We start from the raw sequence: 14,676 nt of genomic DNA, 5'->3' as shown, positions 1-14,676 counted from the left end.
GGCCATTTTGTACGGTTTTGCGTACATTTGTAAAAAACAATGGACTACAAATACGCACATCTACGCAAATGGCTCCTGGAACACCAATGCCTATCCATTACTTGCCTGGAAGCCAAATGTGGCATCACAAAGGACACGCTCAGACACTTCATCAAAGAAAGGAGGGACCTTCCCGGTAAACATTACGATGCCCTGGAAAGGCATCTCTCCGAATACGGGTATACCCCTTTGGATGCGGAATGACCAAGTCCACAGGACTGCGGTAGTTGTACCGGCTCACTGCATCAACCCGTTAAAGGTCCGCTATGCCGGACCAACCACGGTCCTCTTTGCCTCACCTGGGCACAACCCCCTCGTCCACCTGGCAACACCATCGGGGTTCGCAAAAACTCACCCAATGGAGTTGCCTCCCCGTCGATCTGGCCTTTCCTTGTATCGAACTTCGGCAAGACCACCACTTTTTCTTCCAAAGTGGCAAAAAGCCTGTTCGGTGTTCGCTGCGCTCACGGAGATATCAATTGTTCCGCCAATTTCCACCCATAGAATGTTCCCTTCAAAAGACTTCGGCATAAACCGGGCTCGTACCTCCCTCCTATTTATTCCGATTCCTTTTGAGATGAAATTATAAACAGGTGGGTTTTCAGCAAAACATTTGTTAAATCCAAAACCATTATTCACATGAGAACACGACGTATTGCGGAACAAGCCGAAAAATTGCCAAAAACCTATAAATTCGCTATCTTTGATATAATCGACGATAAAGTTGAAAGCGATATGGACAAGGTACTTCTAAAGATTGAGAACATCGAGAAAAGGCTGGAAAGCAAAATGGACACACAGTTCAAGATGCTCTTATGGACAATAGGCGTGTCCTTTACCATTTTGAGCATATTGATAACCACTTTAAAGTTCATAGAATAGCCGTCAACGGCTATTTTTTTTTGATTCCCCGACCATGAAAACCGTAACCGACAGCGGCAAGACCCTCCCCTCCCGATACCCCGTGTCACAATTTTTGACACAAAAATATGCGCCACTCGCCATCCCTTACACCGACTTTACCGTATCCCCAAAGCGATTTGCACATGAACACCTCTGAGCAATTCGTTCTGATGTCCGCAAAAGGCACCTACTTTGTTGAATTCCTTATCGGAACCCTCGTGCTTTCTGACAGTATATCCGAGGCCACCATTTTCGATTGCCCGGACCAGGCACACAAATTCCGTGATTATCTGGACGAGAACTGTGAAATGGAGTTCTCGGTAAACACCTTCATCCCACTCGATTGATCATAGCCCCATGGCCACTTTTTTCCACCTTTGCCCTTTAAGACCGTCATGGCCGCCCTGTTCTTTTGGCATGAGAAGACCAAGGATTCTTTTGCAAAAAAACAATTATATACACAGCAAATTTTCAGGCTGGGCTTAATGCTCCTATTCCTTATGACCAAAAATTTTCACTTTACAGGAAATTTTTTGGCAAGGTCGCAAGCTTCTCATAAGGGGAACATACGCCGGAACGCCTTTAATACATGCCATGTAAAAATTGTTTAACAAAAAAATCTTTATCTCATGTCACAAGTAAAATTCAAAGCAGCACAAGCAACCGGTTCCTACACAAACAAAGAAGGCGAAAAAAAGAACTCCTATGTGGACCTAGGTGTGGTAATCGAGAAGGACAACGGCCATTTAAGCCTAAAACTCAACGCGCTTCCACTTCCAAATGAAAAAGGCGAAGTTTGGGTGAACCTCTTTCCATTCAACAAAAACGAGAAATAGCCGAAAAGGCTATCTGCCTAAGTCAAGGTAAAAATCCAAAGCCCTCCAAAAAAGAGGGCTTTTTCATTAACATCTAAAAACAAGAATATGAAACTCACCACAACCCAAATCAGGGCCAAACTCGAAGAAGCCAAGGCACGTTTAAAGGACGTCCAGGAACGGGGCAACGAAGCCATTAACAAGTACGACCTCCGTTTGGGGTACGATGCGGATTTCTATCTCAACCGCTGCCCTTTGTTGGCCAACCACGTAATCTACTATGAAAAGATGCTCGAAAACGAGACCCAGGGACAACTCTCCATGTTCGAATGATGCCATGGAGCCGGTGAACTATCCATCTACCAGGGAATTTTGGATGTGGAACTTATCCATAGATTGCCTATATTTAAGTATATGGTACGTTCCGTCTTTAAAAAAGAACGCACCATATACTTAAAACAATAGATTATGAAAGAACCCGACATCAAGGAAATTCCCATTAAGAACGGTAGCCTGAAATTCTATCAGGACATCCATGGACATTGGGTCATGGTAAAGGACATCTCATTGGAGGAAACCGAATTCGAGCACCTATCCGAAGCCCAAGATTACTGCAGGCAAATCAATGACCATTTGCAGAATAACATTACGATCCGGCCACTATCCCTACATCCCACCAGGATATGTCTTGACATCCCCTTACACGCCGAACCCTGAACTATTCCTCATAGTACAGTTCCCATCCCTCATGCGGCATGCCATATCTTTCCACTTTCATTATCCTTCTCGTACCCCACCTGTACCTAAAACACAGAAATATACATTCCGGCCGTGCCTCCAGATAGAAACCCTCCATTCTACCCGGCCTCTCCAGTTTCATTTCCTCAAGTGCCCTTTCGAACCTGTAAGGCCCAATTTCCTTCAGTAGTTCCCTAATGGCCCCTTTGCCTTTGTTTATGAATATTCGATTCCCCATAGTTGTCCCTGGATAAGCGTAATTTGGTTCAATGGTATTTTTTCGATCGGATCAACGATCCATTCCGTCCCTGCGAAAAGAACGGATCGTTAACCCTAAAACTCGAAAAAATGAACAGACCATCCAACAAAATTACATATTGTGTTCTAAGCCCGGACAAATTTCCCATAAGCCCCGATGATTTCCAAACACCGGAACAGGCATGGGCCCAATTCGATAAATGGAAGATGGGATTTTCCAATCAAGGGTATTATTCAACCATTCGCAACAACGTCAGGGTGAGGATAACCCTGGAAACCTTAAGGGACCATTGCAACCTTATCGAGTACGAGCTCGAAGAGGACGACATCATACCGGGGACATAGTTCCCCTTTCCAACGTGTCATGGTTTTTGGTCAAAAACACACGCCACTGGGGCAGGCCCCGCGCGCTTTTGGAACCAACACCCCCCTTCCGTTAAATATTCGGTCCCTTGTGCGGTTCCATTTCCCGATCAACTTAATGATCCATTCCGTCCCTACGAAAAGAACGGATCATTAACGTTTAAAATCGAAAAATGGAAAATACCGCAAAAGAAACCGAAATCAGAAATGAACTGGCCCATAACATTGGCTCCGAACACCTTTACCACCACCCCCTGTTCAAGGGAATCCATTACACCGAGGGTATTATCGCAATGTACGAGACCTGTAATGCCAATTGGCTCCTTATAGATGTCCTGGCCAATTGCAAACTTCTTTCACATCATCCTTTTATCACCATCAAATTGCACAAATCACCAACGGAAAACAGCTGCAGGGTTGTCTTCGAGGACGGGAACAACAATATCCTCCAAACCATTCCTTACAGCTGCACTGATTTTCCCCTTAACGACCAGGTAATCAAACGAGATGGAGAGCCCGATAAAAAAGCCCCGGCCCTAACAATGTACTTCACCAATTCGGTGCTGCTGCTTCCGAGTGAATATTGAGGTTTACCTCAATATTCTTTCCATAGTGTCATGGTTTTTGGTCAAAAACACACGCCACACCCCCTTCATACACTATCAGAAAAGTAAATCCCTTGATTTCCACGGTTTCATTTTTTTTGTTAAAATAAAATATGTATCTTAAGATACATATTTAAACGTGCCCATATGACAAAGCCGACCACGAAGTTCTATTCGCTTTTCCAACATATTTTCGATTTTTATAACGCCACCCTCTTCAATGGACAACTCAATGACTGCATAATAGTGATCAGTAGGAAAAACAATGTTTTCGGACATTATGCACCGAAAAGATGGTTCTCCACCCAAGACCACGAAACGGATGAACTTGCCATCAACCCGAGTATGATATGCAAGCACCCCTTAAAGGAGCTCTGTCAGACCATCGTCCATGAAATGTGCCATGGATGGCAATTCAATTTCGGAAAGCCCTCCCGAAGGACCTACCACAACAAGGAGTGGGCCGATAAGATGGAATCCGTTGGATTGATGCCCAGCAACACCGGTTTGCCCGGGGGAAAACGAGTTGGCCAAAAAATGGCCGATTATTCGATTGAGGACGGACCCTTCGACAGATCTACCAAGGAGTTGTTCAACGGAAACGTATTCGAGGGCCTATTCCTGGAAATTTACCCTGATATGGTGGAGGAAATCAATCTGGACGAAGACCTATTCGATCAGATAAAGGACATGACCCTTTCCTATGAGGGAGCTGGCAAACCCAAAAAGAATTCCACCATCAAGTACAGCTGCGGATGTTCCAATGTTTGGGGAAAGGCCGGTCTTGAAATCTCGTGCCTAAAGTGTAATACGAAGATGAAACCCTGAAACTGACTTCACTTTTCCGATTCCCACACGATCCTTAGTCCGTTCCGCACATATATTTTATTATCATTCAACAGATGACCAAAGGTAATGGAGCCGCCTTTGCCCAGTCAAGGTCGATTTAAAAAAACATATTGTTTTTTGACCGGGTGCGAGCACCCTAATTCCACCTTGACCCTCCACATCGCTACGCTTACCGTCCATTGAACCATGGCCATTGTTTAATTAAATATTTATAGAAAATGAGTACAACTAAAAAAGCACCGTCCAACAAAGCCATCGCCAAGGCAAACCCAACAAATGCCAGTATAGCGGTGGTCGAGTCCCAAACAAAGGGAAAATCAGGTAAAGAAGTCTTCAATGATTTCCTGGATAAAGTGGAGAAACTCGAAAAACTCAAGGCCCGCTACCGTAAGTTGGATGAAAAACGCACAAAACTGATAGAGGCCCATACCTTGATAGAAGATTTCACGGGAATATCCGACTATAGCGAAAATGAAGAGACAACCGAATTCCCCTTTAAGGTACAACTTACCAAGAAAAACTACAATTCGACAGAGACCATATTCACACTGGCCTCACCGATTGTGGTCAAAAGATTCGCAGAGGTCCTACTCAAGGAAGTGAACCAAGTACTAGAAATGTTCGAGGACGATCTCCTGGAGTTCAAAAAAGAAATATCCTCTTAGGAAAAGGGGGGTGACCCCCTTTTTTTTCATTCTGGAACGTCATTATCGCAAACCATACATCCATCCCGTTCCCCTTTCTCTAGTGGACCGTATATATGTGAGAAAAGATGCTTGTGCCCACATTTCTTTATTTTTGCCTCAACGAGCAAACGCTCATACTTTATCGATTGCCTAAGGCTTAGATTAACTTTTTCCATAGTACCAATTTAATAATTATATTTTTTTTTAGACCTTCATAATCCAATTTTCACACTTCCGGAAATGGATTGAAAAATAATCCTTCAAAACCCAAATAGTGAGCTTACCACATTACTATATTATAGTTTTGTATCTTTAGTACATTAAACGATTATAACAATGGAACGTTTTTATTTCGACATAGGTCTAGTGCTTTTTATTTTTGTGGTCAAGACATTATTGTCCACCCAAAGGAAGAACATGCCGGAATGGGAAAGACCATACCATAATTACGAGAAGCATTTCACCCTATCGGCAACAATTGTCTACCTAATCGGCATTATCTTCAACAGTAGCGTTCTTTGCCTAATCACCTTCATACCTTTGATAGGCCTGATCATACTGGAAGTCATGCTCCTAAGGACACGCTTCACCAACCGTACCTGAGGAACCATTCCATAAGACAACTTCAATACATTCACACCATTAGCAAAGACCTCATTCATGAGGTTTTCTTGTTTTGCCCCTAAAGAAAAAAACCTTACTGTTTTTTTGTCCTTAAATATATAATAATTGTATATAATTGAATTAAAATATATAATAATTATATATATTAGTTGAAATTTTAAGAACAGAACTATGAAAAATCTTAGGAACACGGTAAGGTTGATTGGCCATATAGGCCAGGAACCGGAACTGAAGGAACTTGAATCCAAAAAAAAGGTACTGAACTTTTCATTGGCCACGAACGAAGCCTTTACCAATGAGAAAGGGGAAAAAATCAATAACACTTCCTGGCATAGACTTGTGGCCTGGGGAAGGACAGCGGAACTTCTTGACGGTCTTACCCATTCAGGAAGCCATGTGGCCATAGAAGGGAAACTTACCTATAGGACATGGGAGGACAAAGAAGGGAAAAAGAACAGGGAATGTGAAATCCTGGTGGACACCTTCCTTTTACTGGACTCCAAGAGTGAATAACGTGACGCGATACAGGCAAGATGTGTAAAGAGGACCCTCTTTACCTCTTGCCCGGCCCAACCGGGTAGATTGTCGCAACTCCATAAAAAAACAAACTCATGGCAAGACCACAAGTAGAAAACAAGCGAAAGGCCTATAAGGTCTTCATGAATATCAAGGAAAGGGAACTCGTAGAGGAAAAAATGCAAATAAGCGGCAAGAACGACTTTTCGGAATGGGCAAGGCAACAATTGACCGGTGATGACCAAAACCACCTTAGGGCCAACCCAAGGGACGTACTGAAGGAACTGGCGGACTTGAACAAGGTTTCGGTGTCCATTGCGGATAAATTCGATAGGATATTGGAACATATAGGAAAGAAAGAAAGGACCAACGATCCGGGCGGCCTACAGGGGAAACTTACCGAATTGATCAGGGAATATGTAACGGTGAAGAGCGAAATGGTCCTTGCCGTACAGAAACTATACAGGTCTTAGGAATGGAAGGAGCCTTTATCACATTATACCATTACCCTTTCCCTTATTGCCATATAATCTTATTGCACTATTAACACAATATATTAATCCCATAATACATGATTATAAAAATATTAGGCAGCCAATCCAGTTTTCGTGGGGTCAGCTATAACGAGGACAAAATAAACGAGGGAAAATCGGAAGGCCTGGTCGCGGAGAACTTCATATTCCCAGAGGGGATGAAACCCTCAAAAGCGGATTACATCAATTACCTTAAATACCATAGCTCCACCAATGACAGGGTAAAGGCCAAACAGTTCCATGCCGTTATATCCGCAAAGGGACAGGAACACAGTCCCCAAGAGCTGGTGGGGTATGCCAAGAAATACCTCAATGAAATGGGCTACGGCAAGAACCCCTATCTAATATATTTCCACAACGATACGGACAACAACCACGTCCATATGGTATCCACACGTATCGGCCCTGATGGGAAAAAAATAGACGATTCCTTCGAAAAACTGAAATCTCAGGAGATACTCCGGGGCTTTGGCGTGGAGTACGGAAAGAACATACCCTCCGATATCGACTGGGCAAAAGGCTACGGTATATCCACCCATGGCCAGTTCATAACCCTTTTGGAATCCAAGGGTATAAATTCCAGCATCAAGGACGACCAACTTAACATATATTTCAAAGGAACCACGCACACCAAATTGGCCCTTGTGGATATCCCATTGATAAAGGAAAGCAAATCCCTTGAAGGCAAAAGAATCAAGACAAAGGAGAAAATAAAAAAATATTCCCGTTCCATGGAACTTCCCGAACTGAAACAATATCTCCATGGAAAAATGGGAATGGAACTGGTGACCCACACCGCCAAGGGGAAAGATGCCCCTTATGGGTACACCCTTATCGACCATCGTGAAAAAACAGTTTTCAAAGGAAGTGAACTGTTACCTATAAAGGCATTGCTCATGGGCAAGGAAATTGAACAAGTAAAAGAGGCCATCCCCAGATTGCTAAGGGAAATGGACTTCAAGGGAAAAGATTGGAACACCATCCAAGGGGACATGGCCACAATCGGGGCAAGGGCCGACCGGAAAGGGAACGTCTATTTAAAGGTGTCCAATGAAATAGTTGCAAGGCTGAACAGGGAAACGGTCTCTTCCTTATGGAAGAACCACAATACCAACACCCTTAAGAACACAGCGGCCATGTCGGTAAAAAGCGCATCCGCAATAGCGCATATCCTCAATGTACATGAAGGGGCGGCCCGAATCGACCCCCAGATAGACAGCCTACATTACAGCAACCTGGTGGCCATTGCCATCCACCATTCCAAAGGCGGCACCAAACAATTCCTTGAAGAAAGGGATATCACCGTCCATCCGGTGGCTTCGGACCAATTATTATATGACAGAAAGAACAACATCGCGGTTTTGTTGGGCGAGGACCTTAGGACGCTCAACCGTTTCAAGGACGAACACATGGAGCAGGAAAGGATCCAAACCCCTTTTATGGCCAACCAAAGGCCGGATGACCACAGCACCTATCACAACCAAGGTAAACAGACGAGCCTTTTCGAACAATTGATGTTCAGCAGTGGTGCTGCAGGTGAGGACGATGAAGAGAACTCTGCTTCGAATAAAAAGGGGAAAAAGAAAAAAAGAAACCTTAATCAATCGATATGAGAATATTAATAGGAAACCAAAAAGGCGGTGTGGGCAAATCAACCCTGTCCATATTGTTATGCAACTACATGAGCATTATAGAAAAAAGGAACGTCGTGGCGATCGACCTTGATTTTCAACAAAGTTTCTTCCATCAATGGGAAACGGAAAACCAGATCATGGACGGGGATCCACCTTACAAAGTAATCAAATGCGAACTTTCGGACGTGGGAAGGCTACTTCCTGAAATCAAGGACGACCCTGAATACGATTATTTGATCGATAGCCCGGGCAATCTCGACAATCCCGATATTCTCAAAATGCTGGCCAACGTGGACGTTATAATCGTACCCTTCGCCTATGAGAAAAAGACATTCGAATCCACCCTGGTCTATGTCCAAGTGGCCAAACACATCAACCCGAATATCCCCCTTTTGTTCCTGCCGAACAGGATAAAAAAGGCGGCAAAGGCGGAACTCAAGGAAAAAGTGGATACGGAACTTAGACAATTCGGAGAAATTTCCCCCTATACCATATATGACAGGGTGGATATGGACCGCATAAGCACAAGGGGTATGAGCAAAATCCAAAAAGAAAATTTCGAGGACTTCTTTAAGTTTTTTTTACTAAATTATATAATAACTATATAAATTAGTTGTAAAATATATAATAATAGTATATTATTGAACTATGAGTAAAGCAGAAAACATCATAAGACAGATCAACGGGGACAACAATACCGCACCTAAAACCAGTTTCAAGGTGGTCCCTGCAGATGACAAACCCTTCAACGAACTCCGTTTGGAACTGGCGGGAAAGAACTATTCCAAAGTGTCCGTGGCGTATGTAGATGAGGATGTCCACGGAGCCTTCAAACACATCAAGGACCATTTTGGCCTAAACGTAGGGGATCTTTTCAGTTACCTGGGGGAAAGATGGCTTCTGGAAAACCAGGAGGACATCAAATCATTAACCAAAAAGAACAAATTCATTTAATATGGCATTCTCAAAATTCATACTGATAATCGGATTGGTCTATGTGGCCTATTATTCTGTAGTACTAATAGTCGACCTGTTAAAGGGCGGGGTCGGTAAAAAAGGTATCGACGATAACACCTATTCAATTGACGATTTCGAGGATGAAGGTGAACAGCCGGTCATGGTAAGGGAATCCGGGACCGAAAAAAAAAAGATAATGGCAGATTCCTGACCATAGAGACACCAAAAGAAAAGAACATGGAACCGACCATATCGAATATCCAAGGAGAAGGAATGGACATTAAATCATTTTTACAATATGCAGTTGAAAAAAGCGCAAAGACATTTAGTTAGACAGGGGTTGTTCGTTTATCTCGCCTTGAGCCTCCTGACCATGACCGTTCGTGGGCAGGAGGACATCAAGGTAAACGACGAGGGGGAACCGACAACAGTTAGCCACGTTAAAGCATGGGGCATCGAGGGCGGTGCCTTCTACCCTTATTTTTCACCGATGATCGACCTTACAATCGCGATCGGGGGCTTCCTAGCCCTTTTCGGTTCAATCAAGGTCTATAACCAGTGGCACCTCGGGGTCGGCCACATAGAAAGAAAAATCACCAACCTATTCGGTGGGGGACTGTTCATCCTGGTAATGGGATTGGTCCTAAAGGCAATATTCACTTAAAATTAGTAACCATTTAAATCTTTATTATGAGAACAAACAATTTGAAAACAAGGAAAAATTATCTAAAAAAGAGGATCCTCTTTGGTTTTGCCCTATTTGCGTTCGCCATGGGACAGGCCCAGGGACTTGAAGGGATCAACGCGGCAGACGCGGAAATACGAACCTATGTCGAATCCGTGGGAAACCTGATATTGGCCATAGGAGCCGTAGTCGGCTTGATCGGGGCCATACGTGTATACATCGCCTGGAACAACGGGGACCAAGATGTGACCAAAAAAATCATGGGATGGTTGGGAGCATGTTTGTTCCTTGTGCTTTCGGGAGCCGTGATAAACGCTTTCTTCGGTGTTTAGACATTGGCCATGAAAGAAGAAACAAAATCCTTTTTAGTGTACAAGGGGCTGCAAATGCCCCTTGTTCTCAAAGGTTTCAAGGGAAGGTACATCTATTGGGGGCTTGGTCTGCTTTTATCATCCTTTATCCTTGCAACAATACTTGTGGTGACCATCCATATAGTGGTCGGGATCTTGTTCATGCTCGTTTACCTAGGTACCGGGCTTTATTTCCTGTCCGTAAAGCAAAAAGCGGGAATGTATTCAAAAACCAAGGAATACCATGATTACACTCCCGAACACCGAATAAGGACAAGAAAAAGAAAGGGTATCACCACAGAATAGCGAACCGATCACATGAAGACCAATTGAGAGCCCTGATTATCTAGAAACCATAATCTACTACATATGAAAACATTCAAACTGGATTACATGGGTATATCCGAAGAGGCCAAACACCCTATTATCTATCATCAATTAGGGGATTATTCCACTCTTTTAAAGATCACCAACCCAATCATACAGTTTTCCTCGAAAAAGGATCTGTATTACGATTATCATAACGTTATGAGCAATATCGTCAAGATATTGGGCGAAGGTTACAGTATCCAAAAATTGGATATCATCACAAAAAAGCTTTTCATAAAGAACACTGAGGGAAAGGACTTTCTTTCAAAATGTTATTTCGAACATTTCAAAGGTAGACCGTTCCGTGATACCGAAACATACTTCTGCATCACAAAGAACGTTACCAAGACAACTTTTTACCAGTTCAACCAGAGGGAATTCGACACTTTCCTTAAAAAAATAGACAAGGTAAAAGAAATACTCCAAGGTAATGGATTCACCCCCCAGATCCTAAAAGAGGATGAAATACAATCCTTAATATCCAGGTTCCTTGGTTTCGAATTCGATAAGGACCATTTCAGCCTTAAAAACTTCAAAAGCGAACCTGAAGGGTTATCGGTGGGGAACAAGTTCGCAAAATCCTTGAGCCTTATCAATATAGACGAAGTCCATATGCCGGTGAACATTACCCCTTTTACCACCGTAAATATAGGGTTTGAATACCCACAGGACCTATTCAGCTTCATTTACGAGACACCCGGATTCGACCATTTGATATACCACCAGTACATACAGATTCCCTACCAGAAAAAGGAGATCATCAAACTTGAGGCAAAAAAAAAGAAACATACTTCGATGCCCGATCCTGCCAATGACCTGGCAGTACGCGATATCGATGACGTATTGGCCTTGATAGCCCGGGAAAACGAACTTCTTGTATATTCCCATTTCAACCTGCATTTATATGGGGACAGGGACCAGATACATAAATCCATAAACCATATTGAGGCAGAGCTCTTCAAGGTGGGGATCATTCCGAGCGGCAACTGCTATAATCAGCTGGAACTCTATAAATCCATGTTTCCCGGCCATTCTTTGAGCCTGAAGCATTATGACAAATTCTTTACCACATCATCCCCTGCCCTTTCGCTTTTCTATAAGGAAACCAACCAAAAGAACGAAAAGTCGGATTTCAATATCTACATGACGGACAGGGCCGGAATACCCATAGCCATAGACACATCAGAACTGCCCATGGAAACCGGAAGGATAAACAACCGGAACAAGTTCGTCCTTGGACCATCGGGAAGCGGGAAATCCTTTTGTATGAACAACCTAATCAAACAGTACTTCCAACAGGAAACCGATATCGTCCTTATCGATACGGGGCATTCCTATTCAGGACTTTGCGAATATTACGGGGGCACCTATATCACTTATACCGATGAACAGCCCATTACGATGAACCCTTTCCTTTTTGACAAAAAGGAATACAACGAGGAAAAGAGGGATTTCCTGAAATCCTTGATAGCCGTATTATGGAAAGGCACCAATGGCTCGATCTCCCAAGTCGAATCCAGTGCACTTATAGAGGTCATTTCCGCTTACTACCACGAAGGCTTTAAATCCAAAGGGGAGTTCCATTTCTCATTCAACACATTTTATGAATACTCCATAAGGAAGTTAAACGAGATCAGTACAAGTGAAAAAATCGATATCGACGTCAACGGTTATGCATATATCCTCAAGAAATTCTATAAAGGTGGTGAATACGAGCACACCTTGAACAGTCCAATGGACCATTCATTGTTCGATGAGAGCTTCATCGTGTTCGAAATAGACAACATCAAGGACAACGAGATCCTTTTCCCTATCACCACGATCATAATCATGGATGTGTTCATCCAAAAAATGCGCCATAAGAAAAAACGCAAGGCATTGATCATAGAAGAGGCCTGGAAGGCCATTTCGTCACCGATGATGGCAGGGTATATCCTCTATGTGTACAAAACCGTTAGGAAATTTTGGGGGGAGGCCGTTGTTGTTACCCAGGACCTTGAGGATATCATAGGTAATTCAATCGTCAAGAACTCCATTATCAACAACTCGGATACCTTGATACTACTTGACCAAAGTAAGTTCAAGGATAATTTTGATGAAGTATCCAACCTTTTATCCCTGAGCGAAACGGAACAAAGAAAGATCTTCACGATAAACAACCTGGACAACCGTTCCGGTAGGGGAAAGTTCAAGGAAGTCTATATCAAAAGAGGGTCAACCGGGGAGGTTTATGGTATCGAGGTATCCTTGGAGGAATACCTGACTTACACCACCGAACGGAAGGAAAAAGACGCAAGGGACCTTTATGTACACGCCTATGGCAATTTCGTCGACGGGCTTACTTATTTCGTCAAGGACATGGAGACCTCCGGGCTGACCTTGCCTGATTTCGTGAAAAAAGTCCTGATGGAATCATCCCAAGGACAACCCATTAACCCTATAAAAGAAGCTATCTAATGAAAAAACTCAAACTATTATCCATTCTATGTTTGCTCTTGGGATATTTTACCCGGGCCCAGAGCGCTGGTGATGCGGCCATAGTCGCAGCCGTTAGTCTCGGCCACTACGTCGAGAACGAGAACCTTAAAAAAATAAGGAACCATGAAGCCGAGATTTCGGCTTTACAAACGGTAATAGCCGAAGAGACATACGCCATCAAGGAACTGGAGAAGAAACTCTATCAGAGCATGGCCACCGTTCAGGCATTCATCAACGATGCCCAGACCATACGTGAGATAACAATTGCGGGGGAGCAGATCGCGGAATACCAGACCAGGACCGCCGAAATCGTTGCCGACGACCCAGAGCTCCTTATCATAGCCTTGAGGGCAGAGGCCTATCTGGTCGAACAAAGTGCCAATCTCCTTCTTGAGATTTCGTTTGCCGTGTTGGGTGGCGATGCCAACTTAATGAACAACAAGGAACGTATGGATCTTTTACACCATATCCTTGAACGCATGACGCATCTTAGGAGTTTGACCTATTCATTGATGAAAAGGCTTGAAATGGCCGAAGGTATTGAAGTATTCGATGAAGTTGCCGACATCCTTTCCATCGAGATTGATGTGGACTGGGAAGGAATAGACCAATTAAGAAAGGAAGCCATAGAAACTTTTATAAACAACTGATGGGAAACTTTAAAAAATCTATTCTGACATTATTCTTCCTCCTTGCCATAATTCCGATCGAGGAAGTACAGGCACAGCGAAAAAACTCCCAATATGCTTTCGAGAGGGTGGTCTATCAGAGATGGAACCGGTTCCGTCCTTGGTGGTGGTTCAAGATCGTATATAGGAAATACGACGACGAGGACAGAAGGAACGTACTTCAACTCGCCCCCATCATGGCAACGACGGCCATTACAAGGGACTATGCGGACAACCAAAAAAAAAGTATTGACACCCTTTTCAGACAGAAGGTAAACGTGGCCGTGGACAGGGTCCTCCAAAAACGATGGATAATGTTCGACGAGGAAAGGGTACTGGAGAGGTATGGCTATATAGATACCATTATCACCGAACTCATGGAGGAAGGTTGGGGAACAGCTGACATCCTAAAAATAGAAAACCTGTTTTTCATGCAGCGCGAGAAAATACAGATAGTGGAGGATTCCTATATCGGGGATGCCGAAAAATCAGAGGCCATAAACACCTACCTAAAGGATCTGGATGATTTCATCAAAGTCCTAAACACCTTAAAACGGCTCCCTGTAAGTGAATTCGAAATTACGGAACCATAATAAACAAAATGAA

23 protein-coding genes are annotated in these 14,676 nt (G+C 43.5%); all 23 read left to right on the top strand.

What is annotated here, in order from left to right; all coding sequences use genetic code 11:
• Positions 1-39 precede the first annotated feature (39 nt).
• Positions 40-243 carry a hypothetical protein gene (locus tag PHU20_RS19545; RefSeq protein ID WP_274827099.1) on the top strand — a complete coding sequence of 68 codons (204 nt, stop codon included), beginning with the start codon at positions 40-42 and terminating at the stop codon, positions 241-243.
• Positions 244-678: 435 nt separating this feature from the next.
• The gene (locus PHU20_RS19540) at positions 679-921 is read left to right on the top strand and encodes a hypothetical protein (RefSeq protein ID WP_274827098.1); all 243 of its coding nucleotides are present in this window, start codon (positions 679-681) and stop codon (positions 919-921) included.
• A gap of 164 nt (positions 922-1,085) precedes the next feature.
• Positions 1,086-1,289 (top strand): hypothetical protein, encoded by a 204-nt coding sequence (locus PHU20_RS19535; RefSeq protein ID WP_274827097.1) that lies wholly within the window; start codon positions 1,086-1,088, stop codon positions 1,287-1,289.
• A 282-nt stretch (positions 1,290-1,571) separates the two neighbouring features.
• Entirely contained in the window at positions 1,572-1,778 is a 207-nt protein-coding gene (locus PHU20_RS19530; protein WP_274827096.1) for a hypothetical protein, read from the top strand.
• Between the two features lie 87 nt (positions 1,779-1,865).
• The gene (locus tag PHU20_RS19525; RefSeq protein ID WP_274827095.1) at positions 1,866-2,090 is read left to right on the top strand and encodes a hypothetical protein; all 225 of its coding nucleotides are present in this window, start codon (positions 1,866-1,868) and stop codon (positions 2,088-2,090) included.
• A 135-nt stretch (positions 2,091-2,225) separates the two neighbouring features.
• A complete protein-coding gene (locus PHU20_RS19520; protein ID WP_274827094.1) occupies positions 2,226-2,474 on the top strand; it encodes a hypothetical protein in 249 nt (82 codons plus the stop codon).
• A 369-nt stretch (positions 2,475-2,843) separates the two neighbouring features.
• Complete coding sequence (locus PHU20_RS19515) at positions 2,844-3,098, top strand: hypothetical protein (RefSeq protein ID WP_274827093.1); 255 nt, start codon at positions 2,844-2,846, stop codon at positions 3,096-3,098.
• A 191-nt stretch (positions 3,099-3,289) separates the two neighbouring features.
• Positions 3,290-3,703 carry a DUF6876 family protein gene (locus PHU20_RS19510; RefSeq protein WP_274827092.1) on the top strand — a complete coding sequence of 138 codons (414 nt, stop codon included), beginning with the start codon at positions 3,290-3,292 and terminating at the stop codon, positions 3,701-3,703.
• A 165-nt stretch (positions 3,704-3,868) separates the two neighbouring features.
• Positions 3,869-4,549, top strand: a complete 681-nt coding sequence (locus PHU20_RS19505) for a SprT-like domain-containing protein (protein ID WP_274827091.1) — start codon at positions 3,869-3,871, stop codon at positions 4,547-4,549.
• 239 nt (positions 4,550-4,788) lie between these two features.
• Positions 4,789-5,235 carry a hypothetical protein gene (locus tag PHU20_RS19500; protein WP_274827090.1) on the top strand — a complete coding sequence of 149 codons (447 nt, stop codon included), beginning with the start codon at positions 4,789-4,791 and terminating at the stop codon, positions 5,233-5,235.
• Positions 5,236-5,592: 357 nt separating this feature from the next.
• A complete protein-coding gene (locus tag PHU20_RS19495) occupies positions 5,593-5,859 on the top strand; it encodes a hypothetical protein (RefSeq protein WP_274827089.1) in 267 nt (88 codons plus the stop codon).
• A 192-nt stretch (positions 5,860-6,051) separates the two neighbouring features.
• The gene (locus PHU20_RS19490; RefSeq protein ID WP_274827088.1) at positions 6,052-6,393 is read left to right on the top strand and encodes a single-stranded DNA-binding protein; all 342 of its coding nucleotides are present in this window, start codon (positions 6,052-6,054) and stop codon (positions 6,391-6,393) included.
• A gap of 98 nt (positions 6,394-6,491) precedes the next feature.
• Positions 6,492-6,869, top strand: coding sequence for a hypothetical protein (locus tag PHU20_RS19485; RefSeq protein WP_274827087.1), 378 nt, complete (start codon positions 6,492-6,494; stop codon positions 6,867-6,869).
• 98 nt (positions 6,870-6,967) lie between these two features.
• A complete protein-coding gene (locus PHU20_RS19480; protein ID WP_274827086.1) occupies positions 6,968-8,542 on the top strand; it encodes a relaxase/mobilization nuclease domain-containing protein in 1,575 nt (524 codons plus the stop codon).
• The gene (locus PHU20_RS19475; protein ID WP_274827085.1) at positions 8,539-9,171 is read left to right on the top strand and encodes a ParA family protein; all 633 of its coding nucleotides are present in this window, start codon (positions 8,539-8,541) and stop codon (positions 9,169-9,171) included. Before PHU20_RS19480 ends, PHU20_RS19475 begins: the two co-directional genes overlap by 4 nt.
• A 40-nt stretch (positions 9,172-9,211) precedes the next feature.
• Positions 9,212-9,517: a nucleotidyl cyclase domain-containing protein gene (locus tag PHU20_RS19470; RefSeq protein ID WP_274827084.1), complete on the top strand. Its 306-nt coding sequence runs from the start codon at positions 9,212-9,214 to the stop codon at positions 9,515-9,517.
• A 1-nt stretch (position 9,518) separates the two neighbouring features.
• Positions 9,519-9,731 carry a hypothetical protein gene (locus tag PHU20_RS19465; RefSeq protein ID WP_274827083.1) on the top strand — a complete coding sequence of 71 codons (213 nt, stop codon included), beginning with the start codon at positions 9,519-9,521 and terminating at the stop codon, positions 9,729-9,731.
• An 87-nt stretch (positions 9,732-9,818) separates the two neighbouring features.
• A complete protein-coding gene (locus PHU20_RS19460) occupies positions 9,819-10,184 on the top strand; it encodes a DUF4134 family protein (protein WP_274827082.1) in 366 nt (121 codons plus the stop codon).
• 26 nt (positions 10,185-10,210) lie between these two features.
• Positions 10,211-10,537: a DUF4134 domain-containing protein gene (locus PHU20_RS19455; protein WP_274827081.1), complete on the top strand. Its 327-nt coding sequence runs from the start codon at positions 10,211-10,213 to the stop codon at positions 10,535-10,537.
• A 9-nt stretch (positions 10,538-10,546) separates the two neighbouring features.
• Complete coding sequence (locus PHU20_RS19450) at positions 10,547-10,861, top strand: DUF4133 domain-containing protein (protein WP_274827080.1); 315 nt, start codon at positions 10,547-10,549, stop codon at positions 10,859-10,861.
• A 63-nt stretch (positions 10,862-10,924) separates the two neighbouring features.
• Positions 10,925-13,381, top strand: a complete 2,457-nt coding sequence (locus PHU20_RS19445) for a TraG family conjugative transposon ATPase (protein ID WP_274827079.1) — start codon at positions 10,925-10,927, stop codon at positions 13,379-13,381.
• Positions 13,381-14,052 carry a hypothetical protein gene (locus tag PHU20_RS19440; protein ID WP_274827078.1) on the top strand — a complete coding sequence of 224 codons (672 nt, stop codon included), beginning with the start codon at positions 13,381-13,383 and terminating at the stop codon, positions 14,050-14,052. The genes PHU20_RS19445 and PHU20_RS19440 overlap by 1 nt, the downstream gene beginning before the upstream one ends.
• Entirely contained in the window at positions 14,052-14,663 is a 612-nt protein-coding gene (locus PHU20_RS19435; protein WP_274827077.1) for a hypothetical protein, read from the top strand. The genes PHU20_RS19440 and PHU20_RS19435 overlap by 1 nt, the downstream gene beginning before the upstream one ends.
• Positions 14,664-14,676 lie beyond the last annotated feature (13 nt).

Source organism: Maribacter polysaccharolyticus (assembly GCF_028882255.1).
Lineage (GTDB): Bacteria > Bacteroidota > Bacteroidia > Flavobacteriales > Flavobacteriaceae > Maribacter_A > Maribacter_A polysaccharolyticus.
Note: the sequence above shows the minus strand (reverse complement) of the source record. Positions and strands in the feature narration are given on the sequence as shown.